The sequence below is a fragment of the Neorhizobium sp. NPDC001467 genome (assembly GCF_050275975.1).
GTDB lineage: Bacteria > Pseudomonadota > Alphaproteobacteria > Rhizobiales > Rhizobiaceae > Neorhizobium.
Genome location: NZ_JBNNPS010000003.1, coordinates 127,365 through 152,149, shown reverse-complemented (window position 1 = coordinate 152,149; position 24,785 = coordinate 127,365). Strand labels below are relative to the sequence as shown.

Genomic DNA, 24,785 nt, shown 5'->3' with positions numbered 1-24,785 from the left:
ATCAGCGCCCCACCGCATAGGCCTGCATCAGGCGCGGAGTCGCCGCCGCCTTCAGCAGACCGTCCGCCTCACGCTTGGCAGCCGTCAGGCGGCCAACGCTCCACACATCGGAAACGGTGACGTCGTGCCCGCGCTTGCGCAGCTCGCCAAGAGCCGCCTCGCCGACATTGGCTTCCACCATGATATTGCCCGGCTGGCTGGTGCGCGGATAGAACGAGCCCGGAAAATGCGTGGTGTGGAACAGCGGCATGTCGATGGTTGCCTGCAGGTTCTTGCCATGGTGCACGTAGCGTAGGAAGAACGGCAGCTGCCACTGGTCCTGCTGGTCACCGCCGGGCGTTCCGAACGCAAGGGTCGGGCGGCCCTGATGCAGCGCCAGCGACGGCGTCAGCGTCGTGCGCGGACGGCGGCCCGGTGCCAGCGACGTCGGCAGGCCTTCCTTCAGCCAGAACATCTGGGCACGTGAATTGAGCGCAAAACCGAGAGCCGGCACAATCGGCGAAGACTGCAGCCAGCCGCCTGACGGCGTGGTCGAGACCATGTTGCCCCAGCGGTCGATGACATCGATATGCACGGTGTCGCCGCGCTTTTCCGACAGATGCGCCATGGTCGGCTCATAGACCGCGCCCTTGCCGCTGAAACTGTCCAGCATGGACAGTGTAAGGTCGTGCTGGTTCTCAAAACCCGGCAGTTTGCCCGGACGCAACTCAAAAGAAGCTTCGGTGCCGATCAGCTTGCGGCGCTCGTCGTTATAGGCGTCCGAGAGCAGCGTCTGCATCGGCACCTGAGCGAATTCCGGATCGCCGTAATAGACTTCGCGGTCGGCATAGGCGAGCTTCATCGCCTCGACGACCGTGTGGACGAATTCCGGACCGTTCGGGTCCATGGATGCCAGATCGATCTTCGAGAGCAGCGCCAGAGACTGGAGCAGAACGGGCCCCTGCCCCCAGCTCGGGGTCTTGGCAACGGTCCAGTCGTGGTAGTCGTAGGTCTGCGGCGCTTCGATCGTGGCGCTCCAGCCGGCCATGTCGGCGGCAGTCAGCACGCCCTTGTGCTTGGATCCGCTGGCGTCCATCACCTCGGCGGTCTTCAGGAAATCGCCGATCGCCTCAGCAACGAAGCCGCGATAAAAGGCGTCACGTGCGGCATCGACCTGCGCCTCGCGCCCGGCGACCGCTTCGGATTCGTTGATGATACGCTTCCAGGTTCCGGCCAGGACCGGGTTCTTGAAATTGGCCCAGGGCTCAGGCGCAGAGCCACCGGGCAGCCAGGTTTCGTAAGATGTTGGCCATTCTTGTCTGAAGAACTCGGCCAATCCCTTGATGGTGGCCGAAACGCGCGGCAGGACCGGATGGCCGTGTTCGCAGTAATAGATCGCCGGCTCAAGCACCTCGCGCACCGTCATTGTGCCGTAGTCGCGCAGCATCAGCATCCAGCCGTCGAAGGCGCCCGGAATGACGGTGGAAAGAAGGCCGTCGCCGGGGATCAGCTTCAGGCCCTCGGACGTGTAGTGCTCGATGGTAGCGCCAGCCGGCGCCGGCCCCTGCGCGCAGATAACCTCGACCCTGTCCTTTCTGGTCGAATAGATGATCGCCGGCATATCGCCGCCGGGACCGCACAGATGCGGCTCGACAACCTGCAGCACGAAGCCGGTGGCGACGGCCGCATCGAAGGCGTTGCCGCCCTTTTCGAGGATGGCCATGCCGACCGCAGACGCGATCCAGTGGGTGGAGGTGACGACACCGAACGTGCCGAGGATTTCAGGCCTTGTCGTAAAGTCGCTCATGTCTGCATTCCTTGGAAAAAATTAGCTTTCGCGGGGGTCGAGCGCATCGCGCAGGCCGTCGCCGAGAAGATTGAAACCGATCACGACCAGGAAGATGGCGATACCGGGCCACATCGCCATCCAAGGCGCCTGGCTCAGAAAATTCTTGGCGACATTGAGCATCGAACCCCAGGAAGGTGCCGGTGCCTGCTGGCCGAGGCCGAGGAAGGAGAGAGATGCCTCGGCGATGATCGCGGTCGCGACCGTAAGCGTGGCCTGTACGATGATCGGTGCGAATACGTTGGGCAAGATGTAGCGCGTCATGATGTCGACATGGCCGAGGCCGACGGACCGCGCACCCTCGACATAATCTTCCGTCTTCACCGCCAGAACCTGTCCGCGCGTCAGCCGCACAAAAATCGGCATGGCGGACAACCCGATGGCGATCATCGCATTGGTGAGGCTGGGTCCGAGAAAGGCGGCAAGCGCAATCGCCGTGATCAGAAACGGCATGGCCAGCAGCGCATCGGTGATGCGCGAGATCACCATGTCGACCCAGCCGCCGAAATAACCGGCAAGAAGACCGAAGGGAACGCCGATACCGATTGCGATCAACACCGAAAAGAACCCGGCCATCAGGGACGCCTGTGCACCCCAGATCATGCGGGAGAGCACGTCGCGACCGAGATCATCGGTTCCGAGCCAATGGGCCGCCGACGGCGCCTTGCGGATGGCGCCCCAGCTTGTGGCGATCGGATCGGGGATGGGCAGAAGCGGCGCCAGAACGGCAAGGATCGCGAAAAACAGCACGATGCAGAGGCCCACGAGCGCGCTCCTGTTGCGCTTCATCTTGCGCCATGCACGGTTGGGCGCGCGTTTTGCCGAAACGGTTCCCACACTCTCGACGATGGTTGTCATGGCGATGCTCCTAAAGGGTCGCGCGCAGGCGCGGGTTGAGCAGCACATAGGCCACGTCGGCGATCAGGTTCATCACGATGAAGCCGATCGCGGTGCACAGGACGATGCCCTGGACCACCGCGTAATCGCGGGTGAAGACGGCGTCGACGGTCATCTTGCCGAAGCCGGGAATGGTGAAGATCTGTTCGGTCAGGACGGCACCGGCCAAAAGCTCGCCGAACAACAGCGCGAGAAGCGTGATGACCGGAAGCAGGGCATTTCGAAAACTGTGGGAAAGCACGATCTCGCGTGGCGACAGCCCCTTGGCGCGCGCGGTGCGGATGTAATCCGCGTTCATTACCGCCACCATGGCCGAGCGGGTGTGACGCATGAGGGTCGCAGCAAGCGCGCTGCCCAGCACGAAGGACGGCATGATCATCGTCTGGAGCGAACGCACCGGATCGACGAAAATCGATTCGTAACCGGAGGCCGGCAGCCAGCCGAGCTGCACTGAAACCAGCAGGATCAGCATGATACCCAGCCAGAAATTGGGGATGGAAAGACCCGATAGCGCCACGACGTTGGCGACATAATCGATCCACGTGTTCTTCTTGACCGCCGCCAGAATGCCCATCGGAATACCGAGCACCATCGCGAAAATCATCGCCATTGTGGCAAGCTGGATGGTCACCGGCAGTTTTTGGCCGATCAGTTCCAGCACCGGCTGGTTGGTGCGCAGCGAAATGCCGAAATCGCCCGTCAGCACGCCACCAAGCCAGCGGATATACTGCATGATGAAGGGGTCGTTGAGGTGATATTTCTCGCGCAGGAAATTCAGCGTTGCAACATCGCGTTCTTCGCCCGCCATGGCGAGAATGGGGTCGCCCGGCAGAAGTTTCTGCAGCGAGAACACGAAGATCGAAATGATCAGCAGCGTCGGGATCGCGACCATAAGCCGCTTGCCAATATAGACAGGCATGTCATCGCCCTTCCGGATCTTGAGAGACCGCGCGAACGACTTGTCCGCGCGGCTGTCGCTTTACCGTGTTACTTCTTGGAGACGCCGAGCAGGCGTATCATGCCGTCCGGCGACGGCTTGAAGCCCTCGACCTTCTTGGAAATCGCGTAGGCATAGGGCTGGTGGCCGAGATAGATGATCGGCATGTCGTCGGCGAGGATCAGGCCGGCGGCATCATACTTCTGCTTGCGCACGGCTTCGTCCTGCGAGGTACGGGCTTCGTCCAGCAGCTTGTCGACTTCCGGGTTGCAGTATTTCACGTCGTTGATGCCGCCCTTGCAGGTGACGAACTGGTGAAGGTTGCCATCCGGATCAATGCGGCCCGACCAGTCGGAACGCGAAAGCTGGTAATTGCCGGCGGTCTGTTCGGACAGCAGCGTCGCGAACTCCGTCGCCTTCAGCGAAACGTTGAAGCCGGCTTCGGCAACCATCGACTGGATGATCTGCATGGCCTGCGTCTGCGTCGTGTTGTTGGCGTGCTGAAGCTCGATATCGAGCGTCTCGTAGCCCGCCTCCTTCATAAGCTGCTTGGCTTTTTCCACGTCACGTGCCGGCACCGGCAGATCCTTGTTGAACCACGGGCTGGTGGACGGGAAAGGCTGGTTGCCGGCAAGCGACGTGCCCTCGAACACGATCTGGCCCAGCGCTTCGCGATCGATGGCGAGCGAGAAGGCCTGACGCAGGCGCTTGTCCTTGCCGAGCGGATTGTCGGCACGCGCACCATTGTTGATGTTCACATACATCGCCATGTAACCGGGACCGATGACGTCGGCATAGGTCAGGTTCGCATCGTCCTTGACCGACTGCGCGTCGGAGGCGGAGATGCGCTCGGCGATATCGAGGTCGCCGGAACGCAGGTTGGCGAGCTTGACTGTCGCATCCGGGATCGGCAGGAAAGTCAGCTTGTCGACCAGGATGCGGTCCTTGTCCCAGTAGTCCGCGAACTTTTCCAGCACGATCCGGTCCTGCTGAACACGCTGGACGAATTTGAACGGGCCGGCGCAGACCGGTTTCGAGCCGAAATTGGCGCCAAGTTCCTTGGCCGTCTTGGGGGCAACGATCATGCCGGCGCGGTCGGTCAGCTGGGCAAGCAGCGTCACGTCGGGCGCCTTCAACGTGAACTTCACTTCCAGCGGGCCGGTCGCCTCCACCTTTTCGACAGAAGACAACTCGCTCTTGCGGCGCGATTCCGGCAAGGTCATGTTGCGCTCGATGGTGGCGACGACCGCCGCAGCATCGAGCGTTTCGCCGTCATGGAATTTCACCCCGTCGCGGATCTTCATCGTCAGGGCCTTGCCGTCTTGCGACCACGCCCATTCGGTGGCGAGCTGCGGCACGATCTTCATGTCCTGATCGATATCGACGAGCTTGTCGCACATCGAGGTATAGACGATACGGCCGACGAATGTGCGCGACTGGGCCGGATCGAGGACATCAGCATCGTCGTTGAGGCCGATGCGCAATTCTGCCGACAGGGCCGGCGCGGCCAAAAAGGCGCTGGCGAGCAGCGCCGAAGTCAAGGTTGCAAATTTCTTCATGTTCGTTCCTCTGGTCTGATCTGACACGGTTTTAGACTTTTGTTATTGGCCGCCCGAAACGGTACGGCAGGCATTTCAACGGCTCAGCACGCGGCCAAGCAGATCTTCAGGGTCGCGCGGCGCGCGACCGGCATCGATGTTTTCCTCCGCCGTCATCAGCGCCTCCGTCAGATGCGCCTCGTCGAGCGATGTCGCGCGGATCAGCCGTTCCTGGTGCATCAGAAGATGCAGGCGCATCGCTTCGCTTGCCTTGCCCGGATCGCGCGCGGCAATGGCATCGACGATGGCGTGATGCTGCAGATAGGAGGCGCGGGCGTTCCGGCCGACGCGGCGGGCGCGTTCGCGGATCGTCTGCCAGGCGCTATCCTGACGGATGCGGTTGATGACGTCGAAAATCGATAGAAACAGCTGGTTGCCGGCGCTCTGCGCGATCTGCCGATGCAGGGCGCCGTCCCATAGCTCCTTGGCGTCGGCATCCGTGCTCTGGCCAATCTTTTCCGCAAGCGCACGCATGCGGTCGATCTCGTCCGGCTTCGCACGCATCGCAGCCAGCTGCGCCAGCTGCGGCTCGATGCGCAACCGCACCTCCATGATTTCCATGATGTCGGTGCCGGCCACCAATGCCTCGACATGGCTCGCCCAGCCGTCCGGCTTCTCGCCGACGAAGGTTCCAGCGCCCTGACGGCGCCAGATAAGCCCCTCCGATTCCAGCACCTCAAGCGCACGCCGCACGGACCGGCGCCCCACGCCCAGCACTTCGGAAAGCGCTCGTTCAGTCGGCAACTTGTCATCCGCCAGTTCGCCGCTGCCAATCAGGGTGCGCAGGCGCTCGAGCGCATATGCCGAATTGTCGTTAGGGACCTCTGTCACCGCTGCACCATTGCTGAACCAATTCCGAATTGGTTCCAGACAAAGGCATTTGATGACCGTGGTCAAGCCAAAATTTCACCATTCTTTTGCGTTGCACAAATTCTACGCAACTGCGCAAAATCCAGGATGCCGCGCGGCGGAAACCGTGAAAAATAAGGTAGAAATCGCGACGATTGGTCGCCATATTGCAGTCTCGACCGAGCATATGGAGCCGGAGCTTTTCAATGATTCATTACGATCTGATCGTCGTTGGTAGCGGACCTGCGGGCCGGCGTGCCGCCATCCAAGCCGCCAAGCTGGACAAGAAAGTCCTCGTTATCGAACAGGGCAAACGGGTTGGCGGTGTCTCCGTCCATACCGGCACCATCCCGTCCAAGACGCTGCGCGAAACGGCCCTCAATCTGTCAGGCTGGCGCGAGCGCGGCTTCTACGGCCTATCCTACCGGGTCAAGCAGGAAATCAGTGCCGAGGATCTACGTCGTCGGCTACTGATCACACTCGACCATGAGGTTGAGGTGCTCGAGCACCAGTTTTCCCGCAACCGCGTTCAGCTGATGCGCGGCAAGGCCACCTTCGTTGCGAAGGACACGCTGGCGATCGAAAAGGAGGACGGCGAAATCCTGCATGTCAACGGAAGCAGCATCCTTCTCGCCGTCGGCACGAAACCGTTTCGCCCGGACTACATCCCCTTCGACAACAAGACCGTGCTTGACAGCGACGAGTTGCTGGACATTGCCGAACTGCCGCGCTCGATGGTGGTGATTGGCGCAGGCGTCATTGGCATCGAATATGCCACGATCTTCTCCGCGCTCGACACCGCGGTGACAGTCATCGATCCGAAATCGACCATGCTCGATTTCATCGACAAGGAGATCGTCGAGGACTTCACCTACCAACTGCGCGACCGCAACATGAAGCTGCTGCTTGGGCAGAAGGCGGAAAAGGTCGAGCGTCTGCCGGACGGCAAGGTCAGCGTGACCGTCGATACCGGCCGCCGCATTGTCGTCGACATGGTTCTTTTCGCAGCCGGACGCATGGGCGCGACCGATGGCCTCAACCTGGAGGCCGCAGGGCTTGAAGCCGATAGCCGCGGCCGGCTCAAGGTCAATCCGGAAACGTTCGAAACATCCGTGCCCGGCATCTTTGCCGCCGGCGATGTCGTCGGCTTTCCGAGCCTTGCCTCGACCTCGATGGAACAGGGACGCATCGCCGCGCGTGTCGCGGTCGGCGCGATTGCCAAGGAACCGCAGAAATACTTCCCATACGGCATTTATGCCGTGCCGGAAATCTCCACCTGCGGCCTCACGGAAGAGGAAATGCGGGAACGCGGCATTCCCTATGAATGCGGCATTGCCCGTTTCCGGGAAACCTCACGCGGCCATATCATGGGCCTCGACAACGGCATGCTGAAGCTGATCTTCTCGCTGAAGACCCGCCGCCTGCTGGGCGTCCACATCATTGGCGAAACAGCAACCGAACTCGTCCACATTGGCCAGGCCGTTCTCAATCTCAAAGGCACGGTCGAATATTTCGTCGAAAACACCTTCAACTATCCGACACTGGCGGAAGCCTACAAAATCGCCGGCCTCGACGCCTGGAACCGCATGGGTCCGCCCGTGCCGAAGGAGGAGGTGGTTGCCGGCCAGTCTGCGGATGGGGTCAAGGCGGCCGAAGGCGTAAAGGCGGCAGGAACCGTCGAACCGGCAAAGAAAAAAGCCGCGATCCGGTGAGGCGACCGCTCGGCAGCGAACGCCCGCGTTTCGGTCAGCGCCATCCGGTGCTGGCCTATTTCGCGACGCTCGCAGCCATTCTCGCCTTTGCGCTGTTCCCCCTGATCTCCGCATGGGCAAGCCTTGCCATCGCCGATGCAAGCGGATGTAGGGTCGACGAGGCGGGCAGCTATCCCTGCATCCTGTTCGGTACCGATATCGGAGAGCCGCTGGCCTTCCTGTTCATCCTCGGCTGGCTTGGCATGGCGACCGTGCCGCTCGGCTTCCTGGGCGTCCTCGCCTGGACCGGCTTCGTCATCGTCCGCATCATCCGCAAGCGCCGCCGCCGGGCTCAGCAGTAAAAAGCCCCATCCGAAAGAAAATACCCTGGACTGGCGCAGAGCGCGAAAGTCCGTCGCCGTTATCCTCGGGTTTGTCCCGGGGATCCAAGCACGCCGATAATCGCTGGCGCGAGGATGACGAATTCACAATACGCCAGATACAAAAATGGCCCCTTCCGGGGCCATTCTCGCGAAATTGTCGTCGCGATTAACGCGAGTAGAATTCGACGACCAGCGACGGTTCCATGATCACCGGGTACGGTACATCCGAAAGCGACGGTACGCGGGCGTAGGTGGCAACCATCTTGTTGTGGTCGACTTCGATGTAATCCGGAACGTCGCGTTCAGCGAGCGAAACGGCTTCGAGAACCGTGACGAGCTGCTTCGACTTCTGCCGAACTTCGATGACGTCGCCGGCCTTGCAACGATAGGAACCGATGTTGACGCGAACGCCGTTGACCGTAACGTGGCCGTGGTTGACGAACTGACGGGCAGCAAAGACCGTCGGAACGAACTTGGCGCGGTAGACGATGGCGTCCAGACGCGACTCGAGCAGACCGATCAGGTTTTCACCGGTGTCGCCCTTGCGGCGGTTGGCTTCTTCGTAGATCGCGCGGAACTGCTTCTCGCGGATGTCGCCGTAGTAGCCCTTCAGCTTCTGCTTGGCGCGCAGCTGCACACCGAAGTCCGAAAGCTTGCCCTTGCGGCGCTGGCCGTGCTGGCCCGGGCCGTATTCGCGGCGGTTGACCGGGGACTTCGGACGGCCCCAGATGTTTTCGCCCATACGGCGGTCAATTTTGTACTTGGACGATTCGCGCTTGCTCATCGCATTTCCTTTCAGAGTGTTGCACCAGCCTGTTGCCAGACCGGATGAAGGAAACACGCCCTCCTCTGAACATCGTTCTGGACGTTCTGACAGGCTTCTCACGAAAGCGATCGGAGAGTGCCACGGGACATGTCATTGAAACACCGGGCTTTGAGACCCGGCGCTGGCGCGGTCTTTAGGGGGATGTCATAGAATTGTCAACTGCGCGATGCGTCGAGGCGGGCGCCATTTACCGCTATATTTGCCGCGACCGCTGGAGAGCAGCCATGCAGACAACAATTAACATCGCCGACGACGTTCTGGAAGCAGCCCAGGAATAGCCGACTAGCAGCAACGGCCGATCGATGAAGTGATTTCGGACCCGATGCGCCAGGCACCGACGCCGATCCGGGGGAGATGCGCAACGGTACTCCCCCTCATTCCCAAGCAGTTCGGCTCGAAGCCGGTCACGCTTGAAATGGTCAGTGCGCTTCGGGATTAGGAATATCGCCCATAGTCAGCTGGGCTTCTTCGCCACGTTTGATCACCGCATTCGTCATCAAGCCGTCATCAGGGGGCGCGATGCATTATACATCATCCCGACCTGACCCCTACTCCGCAGCGATCTTGAGATCGCCCTCATCCGGCGCTTCGGCGCTGCCGGGCGCGGTTTCGGCCTGCAGATCCGGGAACGCGACGATCCGCTTGCCGGCAAAGTCCGTATGCACGACGATAAGCCCCTGCTCCTCGAAATAACCGAGAAGACGACGGGCGCGTCGCGCCGAATGGGTGCCGTAAGCGCGGGCGATGCGGGCGTCCGAAGGGCACGGCTCGCTTCCCAGCGCCGCCTTCGCCATCATCAGGAACACGCCCTGAAGATCATCCGACACGCCGTTCGACAGAGACAGCACGGTTGCCCACGCATCGCTGGCTGCCATCGCGGCATCAACGCCTGAACGCGCAATCGCAGTACGGCGACGGAACTCGCTGAGCGAGATCGGCGCGCCTGGCAGCCGCCGCATGCGCGCCCGCACCAGAAAATCCTGATAGAGCACGGCATCGGTGCGATAGGCCGATTGCGGATCGTCGAGAATTTCCGACATCACCGCCATCAACCGCTCTTCGCGCTCCTCTGCCGACAGTTCCGGCACCGGTACTCGCGGCTCGGACGGCGCCGGCTGCAGAACGGCTGGCGTCGAGCGCGACAGTTCGGCGAGAATATCGGTAGTTGGGCGCGGCGCCGGCGTCGGGCGCCGCACCGCCGTCAACGGGCGCGCAAACTCTTCCGGGTCCGGCGTAAAGATCAGGTCTTCGACATCCTGAGGGGCATCCGGTAGCGGCATCAGTTTCGGGCTGGACGAGCGCGCCGAGGTTTCCACCGCGCCGATCACGATCGGCAGCGGACGGCGCGACAAAGCCGGGCCGAGCGCAACAAAGTTGCCGCGCTTCAGATCGCGGAACATCTCCGCCTGACGGCGATCCATGCCGAGAAGGTCGGCGGCACGCGCCATGTCGATATCGAGAAAGGTGCGGCCCATCAGAAAGTTCGAGGCTTCGGCCGCGACGTTCTTGGCAAGTTTTGCCAGACGCTGCGTGGCGATGACGCCGGCCAGACCGCGCTTACGGCCACGGCACATCAGGTTGGTCATCGCACCGAGCGACATTTTTCGGGCGTCCTCGGAGACATCGCCGCCGACAGAAGGCGCGAACATCTGTGCCTCATCGACCACCACCAGTACCGGATACCAGAAATCGCGATCGGCATCGAACAGGCCGTTCAAAAAGGCGGCGGCGGCGCGCATCTGCTCTTCGAGATCAAGGCCTTCGAGCGTCAGCACGCAGGAGACTCGGTTCCTGCGGATACGATTGGCAATGCCGGCAAGCTCCGCTTCCGTGCGCTCGCCATCCACGACCACATGGCCGAACCTGTCGGACAGCGTGACGAAATCGCCCTCAGGATCGATGACGACCTGCTGCACCCAAGGCGCGGATTGCTCTAGCAAGCGGCGCAGGAGATGCGATTTTCCCGACCCGGAATTGCCCTGGACAAGAAGGCGCGTCGCCAGCAGCTCCTCGATATCGAGCTTGGCGGCGTCCCCTCCAGCCAGGTTGCCCATATCGATGCCGACCTGCAATGCGCTGTCCTCGTCTGAAACGCTAATCAGTTGATATCATTCAAGCCGCACCCACTCGGCGCTCTTTAGCGCATGCGCGACTCCTGCCCTATAACAGACATCGGGATTCGTTTCGCGGTGCAAGAGACGAAATGCACAGTCTTTGCTTCTGATGCGGCCTCAGGCCGCCGCACGCTTGAAGCCAAGCGACAGAAGCCCTGCCCCGATCATCAGCGAACCACCGGTACGATTGACGATTTTCTGGACCTTTGGCTTGCGGATCGTATCGCGCGCCATGGATGCAAGCAGGCCATAGAGTGCAGCGTTGATGGTCGCCAAAACAAGGAATGTCACCTCGAATACGGCCATCTGGAAAAACAGCGGTTTTGTCAGCTCAAGAAACTGCGGCAGGAAGGCGACGAAAAACACGATGCTTTTCGGGTTCAGCGCAGTGACGGCGTAGGTATGCAGGAAGACGCGTAGCGGCCTGACGGCTGGGACATCGGCCGCACTCTCCTCGGCCACCTGTCCAGCCACCGGCTCGCGCCATAACTTGAGGCCGAGATAGACGAGGTAGGCAGCACCAACCCATTTCAACACGGTAAAGAGCAAGGCCGAAGTTGCAAGAAGCGCGCCAAGCCCCAGCATGGAGGCAGTCATCGCGGTAAAATCGCCTAACGCCACGCCCGCCACCGTCGCGCTTGCCACCTTGCGACCGTGGCTCAGCGAATAGGAAATGACCAGCAGGATCGTCGGGCCGGGAATGGCCAGAAGAATGGCGGATGCGGCAACGAAGGCGAGCCAGTGTTCGAGCGACATGCGTTTCTCTCCAAAGGTGACATGAGCAAGCCATGAGATTGACAGGCTGGCAAGCGTCGGAAATCAGCCAACGCGACGCCAGTAGTAAAGGATGTCGGGTTCGCGTTCTTCATTGTCGGCCCCGTCAGTTTCGCGGGCGGCACAAAACCCCCGGCTTTCGTAGAAGCGGCGAGCGCCATCATTCTTCTGGAACACCCAAAGCTCAAGCTGGCTATGGCGCGCTTTAGCCACGTCGAGCAGCCCAGATCCGGTCCCCTGTCCTTGTGCGTGCGGAAGGACGTAAAGCTGCTCGATCCAGTTCTCACGAAAGGCGATGACGCCTATAAGTTCGGCCTGCCGCGCGACGCCCCTGATGACGCAATTCGCAAACAGATAGCCCGACCAGAAATCCAGATCTTCTTCGGGACTGTGACCGCCTGCAAGCCAGGGAAGCCGCGCGTCGAATGCGTTGGGAAACACAATCGACGCGTCAGCCATATCCTTTAACGCGAGTTGACGACAGGTCAGCTCGTCGCTCACGGGCCCGCTCTCCATCGCAGAAACCGGGCCTGAAGGGCGCGGTCAACCTCAAGCACGATCTCGGGAGCGCCGATATCGCGACGCATGTAGTTGTTCAGATCGTCAATTTTGTTTGCACGCCACGGCGCCTTCCGCCGCATCGACGCACCGATCAGCCCCTTCACAATCGCCCAGGGACCGTGGCGCTGCCACAGAGCCTCCAACTGAGCCTGAAGAACATCATCAACCATTAATTGCATTTCACGCATAGCTTTTCCGTCCCGGCGCTGCCAAGCGGCCAGGTCCTTTCGAGGTCAGCGACGCGCGCGGAAAAGCGGACGGCAAAAGGCGCCGAACGGATAAGCCGGTTACGTCAGTTTTTGAGATAAATGGATGCCGGAAGGCGGATTTCGGGCGTTATCAGCCCGTAAATGCCACGCGACGCATGTGCCACGGGCGATTGCCGTGCATGGTTCGGGTGGATCCGCCATGGAGGCGATTAAGTGCAAAATGAGCAGTCATGTGGCGCCTCCTTCTTATCGAGTTGCGGATGCCTGGAACATGGCACGCGTTTTTTGATCGCGCAAGTCCCCGCAATCGAAAATTGCATTCGCCGCTCAATTTGTTGCGAGATCGCCACACTGTCCTTATGGCAGCAATGCTCAGCTGGTGCTGAGACCAAACCCCTGCATCAGTCGTCGCGTGGCAAAATTCGGGTTGCCGGAGGTGAAGACGGCGAAGTCGAAATCTTCCGGATGCTCGGCTCCGTCGATCAGCGGCACCTTGCGGCGTGCCTGCCTGGCGATCGCCTCGGCCGGATCGAGCCAGTCCACCGGCCATGGCGCCAACCGCCGGAAGAGATTGGCCATGAACGGGTAATGCGTGCAGGCAAGAACGACGATATCGGTCTTTTTCCCATCCGTCTCCACGAAGCATGGTGCGATCTCTGCTTGGACCTCGTCATCCGTCAGCGGCTCGCCTCGGATATAGGCTTCGGCCATGCGGGCAAGGTTTTGCGAACCAACGAGGCGGACGTCGCATTGTGTGGCAAAGGACTGGATGAGATCGCGCGTATAGGCACGCTTGACGGTGCCGGGCGTCGCCAGCACGGAGACCAGACCCGAACGGGTCCGCTCCGCCGCCGGTTTGATGGCCGGCACCGTGCCGACAAAGGTCATCTCGGGAAAGGTTTCACGCAGCGCCGCGCCTGCCAACGTGAACGCCGTATTGCATGCGATGATGCAGATCTCAGGGCGATAATCGGCCAGCAGCTTTTCGAAAAGCGAGAGAATGCGCGCGTTGAGCGCTTCCTCTTCCCATCCGCCATAGGGAAAACCGGCGTCATCGGCGACATAGATGAAGCCACGTTCCGGCATCAGCACGCGCGCCTCGCGCAAGACCGTCAGTCCGCCAATGCCCGAATCGAACACCAGCACGGGCCGGTTGGGATCATTCGCCGTCATTCCCCTCGATCCCTGCAATCTCGTCCGCCTGCGCCTTCTGCTGCCTTGGCGTTTGCTGTCGCGGCCATCGACGCGGGAAACGATCGAGCGAATTGATCACACCGCGAAACACGCTGACTTCCTGGCTCGAAAAGGCCCGCCGCGTCAGAACGGCACGCAGGTTGTCGACCATCTTCGGCTTCTTGGCGGGGGGATGGAAATAGTTGCGGGCGTCCAAAGCCTCTTCCAGGTGATCGAACAGGCCGAACACTTCTTCCTTGGTAGCAGGCGTCTGCTCGATCGCATCGAACAGCGTCTCTGCATGATCCTCCATGCCGCACTTCATCCATTCATAGGACATTAGAAGCACGGCCTGGGCGATGTTGAGCGAAGCGAAGGCGGGGTTTACCGGAAAGGTGACGATCTCGTCGGCCAGCGCCACTTCCTCATTGGTGAGGCCCCACCGCTCGCGCCCGAACAGCACGCCGGTCTTTTCGCCGGCCTTGAACTTCTGCTGCAGCGTCTGGCAGGCAACGACCGGGGAACGCACCGGCTTGAACCCATAGCGTTCGCGCGCCGTCGTCGCATAAACGAAGTTGAGGTCGACGATCGCCGCTTCCAGCGTCTCGTAGACCTTGGCCCCGTCGATGACGTGGTCGGCCTTGGAGGCGGCGGCGCTTGCCTTCTCATTCGGCCAGCCGTCGCGCGGATTGACGAGGCGCAGTTCGGCCAGCCCGAAATTGGCCATGGCGCGCGCTACCATGCCGATGTTTTCGCCGAGCTGCGGCTCGACGAGAATGATGGCGGGGCCTTCGGCGATCAGGACGCGTTCGCTATTGGTGCCAGACATGACTTCTTCCGGTCGTTTGCGTCCGGCGCTGATGTCCGGATGTTCTTATGAAATGTTTCGCCGGCAATAGCGCGCATGGCCACGGGCTTCAAGCATTGCCCTTTCAACCGAGCTGTTCTGCGACCGGAGGCTCCGTTTACGGTCCCTTGGCCAGTTCCTGCATTTCAGCATAAACGGAATCGCTCTCGTCATCGTCGTAACGGTGGATGTCGTCGATGACCGGATGACCGTCCTCGGTGATCACGTCGAAATGCACCGTCTCGACCGAATTCTTGATCTCGGCGTCATCCATGCAGGTCCAGAACTTGAAGCTGACGCCGACATCCGTCGCGCCGTTCTTGCCCGGCTTTTCGTCGACTTTCAGGTCCTGCAGCGGACAACCGTCCTGTGAATTGGTGATGACGTCATAACCGAAGGGATCGCCTGGCTGGCCGTTATCGGTATCGTAAGCCGGGTGTTTTGCTGCCTCGTGATAGGCCGCCTGAAAACGCTTGCTGAACAGCCTGGACAGCGGCTCGGCATCGAAGATGAACTTCCAGTCGCTTTCGGCGCTCTTCCAGTTGTCGGATGTGATTCGCATCACTTCATTGACCGGATCGCTAGGGCCGGCGGCGTGGCAAACCGTGGCGACAACAGAGAAAAGCAGCGCGAGGCGAAGGGTGCGCATCAAAATCAGTCCTTGCGGTAAAAGCGTCGCCAGACCTTAGCGGCGATCGAAATTTTGGCAATGACAATCATTCGGGAGATCGACACCCAAACTCTTTGCGCCACGCCGATGCGATGATATAGCGCATGCGCTAAGACCATTTTTCCATCAGGGTGTGACCGTTTTTCAACGGCCATCCCACCATCTCTCGAACGAGGCAGATACATGAAAAAGATCAAGGTCGCCAATCCCGTTGCAGATCTCGACGGCGATGAAATGACGCGCATCATCTGGCAGCTTATCAAGGACAAGCTGATCCATCCGTATCTCGACCTCGAAATCGACTATTACGACCTGTCGGTCGAGAACCGCGACGCCACCAATGATCAGGTGACGATCGATGCCGCCAACGCCATCAAGAAGCACGGCGTCGGCATCAAGTGCGCGACGATCACGCCCGACGAAGACCGCGTCAAGGAATTCAACCTCAAGCAGATGTGGAAGAGCCCGAACGGCACGATCCGCAATATCCTGGGCGGCGTCATCTTCCGCGAGCCGATCATCTGCCAGAACGTTCCGCGCCTCGTTCCAGGCTGGACCAAGCCGATCGTTGTCGGCCGTCACGCCTTCGGCGATCAGTACCGCGCCACCGACTTCAAATTCCCCGGCAAGGGCAAGCTCACCATCAAGTTCGTCGGCGAAGACGGTCAGGTGATCGAGAAGGAAGTGTTCGATGCGCCCGGCGCCGGCGTCGCCATGGCCATGTATAACCTCGACGAATCGATCCGCGAATTCGCGCGCGCCTCGATGATGTACGGCCTGATGCGCAAGTGGCCGGTCTACCTGTCGACCAAGAACACCATCCTGAAAGCCTATGACGGCCGCTTCAAGGACATTTTCGAGGAAGTCTACCAGGCCGAGTTCAAGGCGCAGTTCGACGAAATCGGCATCACCTACGAACACCGCCTGATCGACGACATGGTTGCCTCCGCCCTGAAATGGTCCGGCGGCTACGTCTGGGCCTGCAAGAACTATGACGGTGACGTCCAGTCCGACACGGTTGCTCAGGGTTTTGGCTCGCTCGGCCTGATGACCTCGGTTCTGCTGACCCCCGATGGCAAGACCGTCGAAGCCGAAGCGGCGCATGGCACGGTTACCCGCCATTACCGCCAGCATCAGAAAGGTCAGGAAACCTCGACCAACTCGATCGCCTCCATTTTTGCATGGACCCGTGGTCTCGCGCACCGCGCCAAGCTCGACGACAATGCCGAACTGGCAAAGTTCGCCGCAACGCTCGAGAAGGTCTGCGTCGATACCGTCGAAGCCGGTTTCATGACCAAGGATCTGGCGCTGCTTGTCGGCCCGGATCAGCCGTGGCTTTCCACCACCGCCTTCCTCGACAAGATCGACGAAAATCTTCAGAAGGCCATGGCGTAAGCCTTCAACTTCGGTCTAATTTGAACGGCGGGGTTCATCCCCGCCGTTTTCTTTTGCACCGGAGGCAAACATGGCCAATTCCCCGATCGAGATCCGTCCTCTGGCGCCATCCGACCGGGCCGGCTGGGAGCCGCTGTTCGAAGCCTATCTGCGCTTCTACGAATCCGAACTCCCGAAGGATCAGTACGACATCACGTGGAGCCGCTTTCACGACGAGGCCGAACCGATGTACGCGCTCGGCGCGTTCGATGACGGCAAGCTGGTCGGTATCGTGCACGCCGTCCTTCACCGCTCCACATGGCTGCCGGATACGACCTGCTATCTGCAGGATCTTTATGTCGATCAAAGCCAGCGCGGACGCGGTGTCGGCGAGGCGCTGATCGAGAAGGTGGCGCTGCTTGCCCGCGACAAGAATGCTGGCCGTCTCTACTGGCTGACGCAGGAAGACAATGGCCCCGCGCGCCGTCTCTATGACCGCGTCGCTGTCGCGCCTGGGTTCATCCAATATCGCAAACCACTCTAGGGTGAGCGTAGTTTCCAGTCCGCACGGTCGCCGTTCGGCGAATGAACATCCTGTCCGAGAGCCTGTAGAGGAGATGCGAATGGCCGAAGATCTGCTGTTATATACCCATCCCATGTCGCGCGGACGGATCGCGCGCTGGATGCTGGAGGAAACGGGCCTGCCCTACCGTGCCGAAACCCTGCCATTCGGCGCATCAATGAAGCATGCCGAATACCGGCTCCTCAACCCGATGGGCAAGGTGCCGACCCTCGTGCACGGGCAGACGGTGGTCACGGAATGCGCGGCCATTTGCGCCTATCTTGCAGACGCGTTTCCCGAAGCCAATCTGGCACCGCCGGTCAAGGAGCGCGGCGACTACTATCGCTGGCTTTTTTACGCAGCCGGCCCCCTGGAAGCAGCCACGACCAACAGGACCCTCGGCGTCGAGGTCAGCCCGGAACGCGAGCGCATGGTTGGCTACGGCACCTATGCCGACGTCATGGAAACGCTGGAGCGCGCCGTCGCCAGCCACACCTATATTGGTGGCCATCGCTTCTCCGCCGCCGACGTCTATGTCGGCTCTCAGATCGGCTGGGGCATGCAGTTCGGCTCGATCGAAAAACGCCCGGCCTTCGTCGATTATTTCGCGCGCCTTTCCGAACGACCGGCATACAAGCGCGCCTCGGAGATCGACAATGCGCTCGCAGGCGAGATGCAGGCCGCGAGCTGATTTCGGTTGGCTGGCGCTACTGGATCGACGGCTTTTTCAGGAAGCTGTTGCGATCGGCGGAACTGATGCGCAGCCATGCCTCGCGACCCTCGCGCAGAACCCGCATCGGGATCTGCGCGCCGGCCGGACCGCTGCTCCAGACCTTTCGGTAAAAATCAGCCAGACCGTCGACCTCGCCGTCGCGGATTTCGGAAATGACGTCGCCGCGTTTGAGTCCGGCCTTGGCCGCAGGGCTGCCCTCGGCCACACTCATGACCACAACTTCGCCCTCGCTTTCGGCGGAAAAAGCGCCCAGCCAGGGTCGGGGTTCGCGATCGATTTCGCCGCGATTCAGCAGATCATCCAGGATCGGGCGCAGAATGTCGATCGGCACCACCATGTTAATGTCGGTCACTTCGTTGCGCTGGCTCATCTGCAGGCGCAGCGAACCGATACCAAGGAGCGTGCCTTCCGCATCGAAAAGGCCGGCACCGCCCCAGGAAGGGTGCGCCGGCGCAATAAATATCGCCTCATCAAGCAGGTACTCCCAATAGCCGGCAAATTCCTGCTTGGCGACGATCGCTGACTGAACATAGTCACCCGTGCCATCGATGATGACCACCGGCTCGCCGACCTGCGCTCTGGCGGATTCGCCCAGCGGGGCGGCCGGCAAATCGAGAGGACCGAGCGCCTGCACGAGGCCAAAACCGCTCTCCTGATCATAAGCTAGCGCATGTGCGGGCACGACGCGGCCATCCTGTAGCGTCAGCCAGACATCTTCCGCCTCGGTGATCAGATAACCGATGGTGAGCACCAGCCCGTTTTCCCGGATGACAATGCCGCTGCCTTCACGGCGTGTGCCCAAAGCCCCTGCGGTGAAAGCATCCTCGGGAATGGTGGCGCGCACGGCCACGACGGACCGTGAAATTCTTTCAATATCCATGACAAGACCCCGAGCACTGGCGGGGGCATTCGCCGTCCGCCGGTCAATTGGAACTGAAAGTAAGAATTGCAGCTGCGCGGTGCAAGGGTGGATCCTGCCAGACTACGCCGCACAATGGCGAGCACGACGCTGCGTGTGGAAGCGGCCATTCATCGAATAATCTTTGATGGCGCGTTGAGACCGCGGTCGTGCCGCGGCCATGACTGTCCGTTGGGACGCGTTAGCTCTGCGCGCCCAGAATGCTCGTTTTATCCAGCATGGCCGTCACGGGATCCTGATCTTTACCGAGCGAAGCAGGCGGAAGATCAATGTTCCTGCCAGGAACGATATCCATTCAACACCGGAGCGGGTAGACCCATCGGCGAGCAGGCTCGGTGGCTTGCGGAACGATGTACCAGGCAGGACGGCCGCGAACCGAGCGGAAGCGTCGTGATCACGTTGCCGACGCTTGGGGCATTCCCGTCTGTCGCTGCGCAGGCTATATGCAATCCTCTTCCAGGCAATGAGGGGATTCCGACATGTCCGACACCGTTCTCGATCGCTTTCTCCGCTACGTCGTCATCGACACCCAATCCGACGCCTCCTCCCCAACCCAGCCATCGACCGCCAAGCAATTGACGCTCGGCCGTCTTCTGGTGGACGAGTTGCAGGCGATCGGCATTTCCGACGCGCATCTCGACGAACACGGCTACGTCTATGCGACCATCCCGGCTACCTCGGCTAAGAACAATGTGCCCGTCATCTGCTTTTGCTCGCATATGGACACGGCGCCCGATTTTTCCGGCACCGGCGTCAAGCCGCAGGTAATCGAAAACTATCAGGGTGGCGACATCGTTCTGCCGGGCGACACGAGCCGCATCATCAGGGCCGGCGACAATCCGGAACTTGCCAACAATATCGGCAACACGATCATCACCTCCGACGGCACGACCCTGCTCGGCGCCGATGACAAGGCGGGCCTGGCCGAAATCATGACGGCCGCCGAAATCCTGATGAACAACCCGGACATCAAGCACGGCGCCATACGCCTTCTGTTCACGCCGGACGAGGAGATCGCCCGCGGTGTCGAAAAGGTTGATCTCGCGAAACTCGGTGCGGATTTCGGGTATACGGTCGATGGCGAAACGCCCGGCCATATCGAGGACGAGACCTTTTCCGCCGATGGCGTCGATATCGAAATCAAGGGCGTCGCCATCCATCCGGGTTTCGCCTTCGGCAAGATGGAAAACGCCATCCGCATCGCTGGTGAGATCATCGCCAGATTGCCACGCGACTTGGCGCCGGAGAGCACCAGGGGCAAGCAGGGCTTTATCCATCCGACCGGCGTATCCGGCGCGATGGAAAGCGCCTCCATCCACTTCATCATCCGCGACTTCGTCGATGCGGGCCTGACGGAGAAGGAAGAACTCTTGGAAGGCATCGTCAAGGAAGTGATGGCGAGCTATCCGGGTTCGACCTACACGTTCAAGGTCACCGAACAGTATCGCAACATGAACAACGTGCTTTCCGAGCATCCGCAAATCATGGATTACGCGCTGGAAGCGGTCGAACGCGCCGGCATGAAGGCGGTGCGTGGAAGCATCCGCGGCGGTACGGATGGCTCGCGCCTCACCGCCATGGGCCTGCCCTGCCCCAACATCTTTGCCGGCGGCCATGCCTTCCATTCGCCGCTGGAATGGATCAGCCATCAGGACATGGACAAGGCCGTGGCGACGCTCGTTGAGCTGGCAAAGATCTGGGAAGAGCGCGCCTGACAGGCACCGTGTAGGAACGAAAAGGCGGCCCGGACGGCCGCCTTTTTTGCTTCTCCCATAAGCCCGATCAGATATGCAGGCCCGGCGCTTCGTAACCGGTGCGCTCGACATATTCCGTATAACCACCACCATACTGGTGAATACCCTCAGGCGTCAGCTCCAGAACACGGTTGGACAGTTCCGACAGGAAATGACGGTCGTGGCTGACGAACAGCATCGTGCCTTCATATTCCGACAGCGCCTTGATCAGCATTTCCTTGGTATCCAGATCAAGGTGGTTGGTCGGCTCGTCGAGAACGAGGAAATTTGGAGGATCGAACAGCATCGCCGCCATGACCAGACGCGCCTTTTCGCCGCCTGACAGCACGCGACATTTCTTCTCGATATCATCACCGGAAAAACCGAAGCAGCCGGCCAGCGCGCGAAGCGAGCCCTGTCCTGCCCGTGGAAACTCGCTTTCCAGCCATTCGAACACGGTCTGTTCGCCATCCAGAACATCCATGGCGTGCTGGGCAAAGTACCCCATCTTGACGCTGGCGCCGAGTGACACAGAGCCTTGATCGGCATTGGTTGTACCAGCAATCAGTTTTAGCAGCGTCGATTTTCCGGCACCGTTGATGCCCATGATGCACCAGCGCTCCTTGCGGCGGATCATGAAATCCAGACCTTCATAAATGGTGCGGCTGCCATAAGCCTTGTGCACGCCCTTGAGGTTGACGACATCCTCACCCGAACGCGGCGCCGGCTGGAACTCGAAAGCCACCGTCTGGCGGCGTTTAGGCGGCTCGACGCGCTCGATCTTGTCGAGTTTTTTCACACGGCTCTGCACCTGCGAGGCATGACTGGCACGCGCCTTGAAGCGCTCGATGAACTTGATTTCCTTGGCAAGCATGGCCTGCTGGCGTTCGAACTGCGACTGCTGATGTTTTTCGTTGAGAGCGCGCTGCTCCTCGTAGAAACCGTAATCGCCGGAATAGGAGTTGAGCGAGCCCCCGTCGATCTCGATGATCTTTCCGACGATGCGGTTCATGAACTCGCGGTCATGGGAGGTCATCAGCAAGGCGCCGTCATACCCCTTGAGGAAGGCTTCGAGCCAGATCAGGCTTTCGATATCCAGATGGTTGCTCGGTTCATCGAGCAGCATCACATCCGGCCGCATGAGCAGAATGCGGGCCAAAGCCACACGCATCTTCCAGCCGCCCGAAAGCTTGCCGACATCGCCATCCATCATTTCCTGGGAAAAGCTCAGGCCATCGAGAACCTCGCGAGCGCGACCTTCCAGCCCGTAGCCGTCCAGTTCCTCGTAACGCGCCTGCACGTCGCCATAGCGCTCGATGATCTGATCCATCTCGTCCATGCGGCCGGGATCGACCATCGCGGCTTCCAGCTCGCGCAGTTCTGCTGCGACAATGCTGACATGCCCGGCACCTTCCATGACTTCAGCCACGGCGCTACGGCCCGACATTTCGCCGACATCCTGATTAAAATAGCCGATGGTCACCCCCTTATCGATGGAGACCTGGCCCTCATCCGGCTCTTCACTGCCGGTGATCATGCGAAACAGTGTCGTTTTGCCGGCGCCGTTCGGGCCAACCAGACCGATCTTTTCGCCCCTGTTGAGGGCTGCGGTCGCTTCGATGAAAAGAATGCGATGGCTGTTCGACTTGCTGACGTTTTCGATGCGGATCATGGCTGCCGGTTCGGAAGAGAGAAATCGGCTGCCTTATGTCATGCGCGGCGAAGAAAGTCGCGGAATTTATGCCGCTTACAACGTCATTCGGCCGGATGTTGATTATGAGGCGGCTTGGAATCGTTGCGCGTAACATAGGCCGCGACGCCCCAGCCAAAAACAGAGATCAAAACAGGCAGGATGTACCAGAAGAAGAACGAAGCAGAAGTCATTCGCGTAAGCCTCCCAAAACCTGGCGACCGGCAAAATGTAGCACAAGAGCCGCAACGAACCAAATCCCACCTGCACCCAGCGATTTCCAGCCCATGGTCCACACATCGAGCGCCGTCAACTGACCGAAGACGCCGACGGCAAGCGAAGCAGTCGATGCACGATCAAAAGACGCAGCCAGGTATTTGCGGCGTTCATTATGAACCAGAGTCATGCCACACCCTCAAATGCAACCATTGGCAACATTAATGGTGTTGCTTCCATAACTTCAATCCACCATCCAAAACACGAAAAAGGCCGGGCTGTTTCCAACCCGGCCTTTCATATTGTCTATCCGAAAAGGATTATTCGGCGCTGTCTTCAGCGGCCTTCTTCTTCGGAGCAGCCTTCTTCTTCGGCGCGGCTTCTTCGCCTTCGGCGGCGTCGTCAGCCTTGGCGGCCTTCTTCTTCGGAGCAGCCTTCTTGGCCGGCTTTTCCGAAGCGTCGTCCTCGTCGTCGGCCATCAGCTCTTCCTTGCTGACGGTCTTGTCGGTGACGTCAACTTCCGACAGCAGCTTGTCGATGACCTTCTCTTCGAAGATCGGCGCGCGCAGCGAAGCGGACGCGCCCGGCGTGTTGCGGAAGAAATCGAGGATTTCCTTCTGCTGGCCCGGGAACTGCTGCAGCTGTGCGTAAAGCGCGCGCTGCATTTCTTCTTCGGTTACTTCGACGCCGGCCTTTTCGCCGATTTCGGAAAGAACGAGGCCGAGACGAACGCGGCGTTCAGCCAGCTTGGTGTATTCGGCGCGGGCTTCTTCCTCGGTCGTGTCCTCGTCGGCAAAGGTCTTGCCGGACTGTGCGAGGTCGGTGTTGATCTGGCGCCAGATGTTTTCGAACTCGGCGTCGACGAGGCCCTGCGGCGCGTCGAACTTGTAGAGTTCGTCGAGCTGGTCGAGGATCTGACGCTTGACCTTCTGGCGGGTGACGTTGCCGTACTGGCCTTCGATCTGGCTGCGAACGATTTCCTTCAGCTTGTCAGCCGATTCGAGACCGAGCTTGGTCGCGAGGTCGTCGTTGATTTCCAGTTCGGCAGCGGCCGCAACGTCCTTGACGGTGATGTCAAAGGTGGCTTCCTTGCCGGCCAGGTTGGCAGCCGGGTATTCGCTCGGGAAGGTGACGGTGATGACCTTTTCATCGCCAGCCTTGACGCCGACCAGCTGATCTTCGAAGCCCGGGATGAAGCGGTTGGAACCGATGACCAGTTCGGCATCTTCAGCAGCGCCGCCGTCAAAGGCTTCGCCGTCGACCTTGCCGAGATAGTTCATGGTGACGCGGTCGCCTTCTGCGGCCTTGCCCTTCTTGGTTTCGTAAGAACGGGCGCTTTCGGCGACCTTGAGGATCTGCTCGGTGACTTCGTCTTCCGAGACTTCAACGACTTCGCGCGTGACCTTGATGCCAGTGGTCGGCTGAAGTTCGATCGGCGGAATGACTTCGTAGGCAATGCTGAATTCGAAATCGGCCTGGGCGGCCAGGATCTTTTCGGCTTCCGCTTCGTCTTCGGTCATGGTGATCGAAGGCTGGGTGGCGGACTTTTCGCCGCGCTCGGAAAGAATGGCGGTCGGGCGTTCGCGCACGATCTCGTTGACGAGTTCGGCCATGATGGACTTGCCGTACATCTTCTTCAGATGCGCGACCGGCACCTTGCCCGGACGGAAGCCGTTGATGCGGACCTTATCCTTGGCGTCGGCGAGGCGCACGTTCATCTGCGCTTCCATGTCCTTGGCCGGGATGACGACCTTAAGTTCGCGCTTCAGGCCCTCGGAGAGGGTTTCGGTAACCTGCATTGTCTAACCTTCATATCAAACGGCTGTGTGCACACGGCCGTGGTTTCGATCGCACGGTCCCGGAACGCAGCCGGCCGTGGCTTCAGATACAATCTCGAACGCAACCGGGGAGCGACGGCAGTTCCACTGCCCTTAAACAAAAGGCTCCGACTGCCAACTCCGCGATCCTGGTGCGGGTAGAGAGACTTGAACTCCCACGCCTTGCGGCACCAGAACCTAAATCTGGCGTGTCTACCAATTTCACCATACCCGCGCACCGAACCGCGACGAAATCCTCGGACAAGAGGCCTTCCGGAGCGCGCGTCTCTATATCACCCGTTTTTCGACACGCAAAGGAAAAATGACAGTTGTCATGCACCCGAAAAGCCGGTTTCCAACGCTTTATTGATCCCAATTCCCGGTGGA

General features: G+C 60.3%; 26 protein-coding genes and 1 tRNA gene. 7 read left to right on the top strand and 20 right to left on the bottom strand.

The window, feature by feature from the left end; translation table 11 throughout:
* Position 1: 1 nt before the first annotated feature.
* The 5 genes from ACQKKX_RS09185 to ACQKKX_RS09165 all read right to left on the bottom strand — a co-directional run bounded on the left by ACQKKX_RS09185 (position 2) and on the right by ACQKKX_RS09165 (position 6,088).
* Positions 2–1,786 (bottom strand): gamma-glutamyltransferase family protein, encoded by a 1,785-nt coding sequence (locus tag ACQKKX_RS09185; RefSeq protein WP_427570328.1) that lies wholly within the window; start codon positions 1,784–1,786, stop codon positions 2–4.
* 21 nt (positions 1,787–1,807) lie between these two features.
* Positions 1,808–2,683: an ABC transporter permease gene (locus ACQKKX_RS09180; RefSeq protein WP_427570327.1), complete on the bottom strand. Its 876-nt coding sequence runs from the start codon at positions 2,681–2,683 to the stop codon at positions 1,808–1,810.
* Between the two features lie 10 nt (positions 2,684–2,693).
* Positions 2,694–3,641 (bottom strand): ABC transporter permease, encoded by a 948-nt coding sequence (locus ACQKKX_RS09175; protein WP_427570326.1) that lies wholly within the window; start codon positions 3,639–3,641, stop codon positions 2,694–2,696.
* 68 nt (positions 3,642–3,709) lie between these two features.
* Positions 3,710–5,218: an ABC transporter substrate-binding protein gene (locus ACQKKX_RS09170; RefSeq protein WP_427570325.1), complete on the bottom strand. Its 1,509-nt coding sequence runs from the start codon at positions 5,216–5,218 to the stop codon at positions 3,710–3,712.
* 75 nt (positions 5,219–5,293) lie between these two features.
* A complete protein-coding gene (locus ACQKKX_RS09165; protein ID WP_427570324.1) occupies positions 5,294–6,088 on the bottom strand; it encodes a FadR/GntR family transcriptional regulator in 795 nt (264 codons plus the stop codon).
* Positions 6,089–6,140: 52 nt separating this feature from the next.
* Here ACQKKX_RS09165 and ACQKKX_RS09160 point away from each other — a divergent pair, with 52 nt between their 5' ends.
* From ACQKKX_RS09160 to ACQKKX_RS09150, 3 genes are read left to right on the top strand one after another with little or no spacing between them, the layout of a single operon-like run.
* Positions 6,141–6,344 (top strand): hypothetical protein, encoded by a 204-nt coding sequence (locus ACQKKX_RS09160; protein WP_427570323.1) that lies wholly within the window; start codon positions 6,141–6,143, stop codon positions 6,342–6,344.
* Positions 6,313–7,818: a Si-specific NAD(P)(+) transhydrogenase gene (sthA, locus tag ACQKKX_RS09155; protein ID WP_427570322.1), complete on the top strand. Its 1,506-nt coding sequence runs from the start codon at positions 6,313–6,315 to the stop codon at positions 7,816–7,818. The genes ACQKKX_RS09160 and sthA overlap by 32 nt, the downstream gene beginning before the upstream one ends.
* On the top strand, positions 7,815–8,159 hold the full coding sequence (locus tag ACQKKX_RS09150) for a hypothetical protein (RefSeq protein ID WP_427570321.1): 345 nt from the start codon (positions 7,815–7,817) through the stop codon (positions 8,157–8,159). Before sthA ends, ACQKKX_RS09150 begins: the two co-directional genes overlap by 4 nt.
* Before the next feature lie 187 nt (positions 8,160–8,346).
* On the opposite strand, the gene rpsD is transcribed toward ACQKKX_RS09150, so the two are convergent.
* The 9 genes from rpsD to ACQKKX_RS09105 form a co-directional block, all read right to left on the bottom strand.
* Positions 8,347–8,964 carry a 30S ribosomal protein S4 gene (rpsD, locus tag ACQKKX_RS09145; RefSeq protein ID WP_427570320.1) on the bottom strand — a complete coding sequence of 206 codons (618 nt, stop codon included), beginning with the start codon at positions 8,962–8,964 and terminating at the stop codon, positions 8,347–8,349.
* Positions 8,965–9,554: 590 nt separating this feature from the next.
* Positions 9,555–11,078: a helicase HerA domain-containing protein gene (locus ACQKKX_RS09140; protein WP_427570318.1), complete on the bottom strand. Its 1,524-nt coding sequence runs from the start codon at positions 11,076–11,078 to the stop codon at positions 9,555–9,557.
* Between the two features lie 159 nt (positions 11,079–11,237).
* Entirely contained in the window at positions 11,238–11,876 is a 639-nt protein-coding gene (locus ACQKKX_RS09135; protein ID WP_427570316.1) for a LysE family translocator, read from the bottom strand.
* Between the two features lie 63 nt (positions 11,877–11,939).
* A complete protein-coding gene (locus ACQKKX_RS09130; protein ID WP_427570315.1) occupies positions 11,940–12,395 on the bottom strand; it encodes a GNAT family N-acetyltransferase in 456 nt (151 codons plus the stop codon).
* Positions 12,392–12,643, bottom strand: coding sequence for a hypothetical protein (locus ACQKKX_RS09125; protein ID WP_427570313.1), 252 nt, complete (start codon positions 12,641–12,643; stop codon positions 12,392–12,394). The genes ACQKKX_RS09130 and ACQKKX_RS09125 overlap by 4 nt, the downstream gene beginning before the upstream one ends.
* A gap of 393 nt (positions 12,644–13,036) precedes the next feature.
* Positions 13,037–13,837 (bottom strand): glutamate racemase, encoded by an 801-nt coding sequence (gene murI / locus ACQKKX_RS09120; protein WP_427570312.1) that lies wholly within the window; start codon positions 13,835–13,837, stop codon positions 13,037–13,039.
* Positions 13,824–14,666 (bottom strand): RNA methyltransferase, encoded by an 843-nt coding sequence (locus tag ACQKKX_RS09115; protein ID WP_427570310.1) that lies wholly within the window; start codon positions 14,664–14,666, stop codon positions 13,824–13,826. The genes murI and ACQKKX_RS09115 overlap by 14 nt, the downstream gene beginning before the upstream one ends.
* Positions 14,667–14,802: 136 nt before the next feature.
* Positions 14,803–15,333 (bottom strand): hypothetical protein, encoded by a 531-nt coding sequence (locus ACQKKX_RS09110; RefSeq protein ID WP_427570309.1) that lies wholly within the window; start codon positions 15,331–15,333, stop codon positions 14,803–14,805.
* Positions 15,334–15,338: 5 nt separating this feature from the next.
* On the bottom strand, positions 15,339–15,509 hold the full coding sequence (locus tag ACQKKX_RS09105) for a hypothetical protein (RefSeq protein WP_427570307.1): 171 nt from the start codon (positions 15,507–15,509) through the stop codon (positions 15,339–15,341).
* A gap of 28 nt (positions 15,510–15,537) precedes the next feature.
* Here ACQKKX_RS09105 and ACQKKX_RS09100 point away from each other — a divergent pair, with 28 nt between their 5' ends.
* The 3 genes from ACQKKX_RS09100 to ACQKKX_RS09090 all read left to right on the top strand — a co-directional run bounded on the left by ACQKKX_RS09100 (position 15,538) and on the right by ACQKKX_RS09090 (position 17,981).
* Positions 15,538–16,749 carry an NADP-dependent isocitrate dehydrogenase gene (locus ACQKKX_RS09100; RefSeq protein WP_427570306.1) on the top strand — a complete coding sequence of 404 codons (1,212 nt, stop codon included), beginning with the start codon at positions 15,538–15,540 and terminating at the stop codon, positions 16,747–16,749.
* Positions 16,750–16,819: 70 nt separating this feature from the next.
* Positions 16,820–17,272 carry a GNAT family N-acetyltransferase gene (locus ACQKKX_RS09095; RefSeq protein ID WP_427570304.1) on the top strand — a complete coding sequence of 151 codons (453 nt, stop codon included), beginning with the start codon at positions 16,820–16,822 and terminating at the stop codon, positions 17,270–17,272.
* A gap of 79 nt (positions 17,273–17,351) precedes the next feature.
* Positions 17,352–17,981: a glutathione S-transferase family protein gene (locus ACQKKX_RS09090; protein ID WP_427570303.1), complete on the top strand. Its 630-nt coding sequence runs from the start codon at positions 17,352–17,354 to the stop codon at positions 17,979–17,981.
* Positions 17,982–17,997: 16 nt separating this feature from the next.
* Here ACQKKX_RS09090 and ACQKKX_RS09085 read toward each other — a convergent pair whose 3' ends face one another.
* Positions 17,998–18,903, bottom strand: coding sequence for a S1C family serine protease (locus ACQKKX_RS09085; RefSeq protein ID WP_427570302.1), 906 nt, complete (start codon positions 18,901–18,903; stop codon positions 17,998–18,000).
* Between the two features lie 518 nt (positions 18,904–19,421).
* On the opposite strand from ACQKKX_RS09085, the gene pepT reads away from it, so the two are divergent.
* A complete protein-coding gene (gene pepT, locus ACQKKX_RS09080) occupies positions 19,422–20,657 on the top strand; it encodes a peptidase T (protein ID WP_427570301.1) in 1,236 nt (411 codons plus the stop codon).
* A gap of 67 nt (positions 20,658–20,724) precedes the next feature.
* Here the strand turns inward: pepT and ACQKKX_RS09075 are convergent, their stop codons facing one another.
* The 5 genes from ACQKKX_RS09075 to ACQKKX_RS09055 all read right to left on the bottom strand — a co-directional run bounded on the left by ACQKKX_RS09075 (position 20,725) and on the right by ACQKKX_RS09055 (position 24,633).
* On the bottom strand, positions 20,725–22,347 hold the full coding sequence (locus tag ACQKKX_RS09075; protein WP_427570300.1) for an ABC-F family ATP-binding cassette domain-containing protein: 1,623 nt from the start codon (positions 22,345–22,347) through the stop codon (positions 20,725–20,727).
* An 83-nt stretch (positions 22,348–22,430) separates the two neighbouring features.
* Entirely contained in the window at positions 22,431–22,559 is a 129-nt protein-coding gene (locus tag ACQKKX_RS09070; RefSeq protein ID WP_427570298.1) for a hypothetical protein, read from the bottom strand.
* On the bottom strand, positions 22,556–22,771 hold the full coding sequence (locus ACQKKX_RS09065; RefSeq protein WP_427570297.1) for a hypothetical protein: 216 nt from the start codon (positions 22,769–22,771) through the stop codon (positions 22,556–22,558). The genes ACQKKX_RS09070 and ACQKKX_RS09065 overlap by 4 nt, the downstream gene beginning before the upstream one ends.
* A gap of 130 nt (positions 22,772–22,901) precedes the next feature.
* Positions 22,902–24,380 (bottom strand): trigger factor, encoded by a 1,479-nt coding sequence (gene tig, locus ACQKKX_RS09060; protein ID WP_427570295.1) that lies wholly within the window; start codon positions 24,378–24,380, stop codon positions 22,902–22,904.
* Between the two features lie 168 nt (positions 24,381–24,548).
* Positions 24,549–24,633 (bottom strand) — tRNA-Leu (locus ACQKKX_RS09055).
* Positions 24,634–24,785 lie beyond the last annotated feature (152 nt).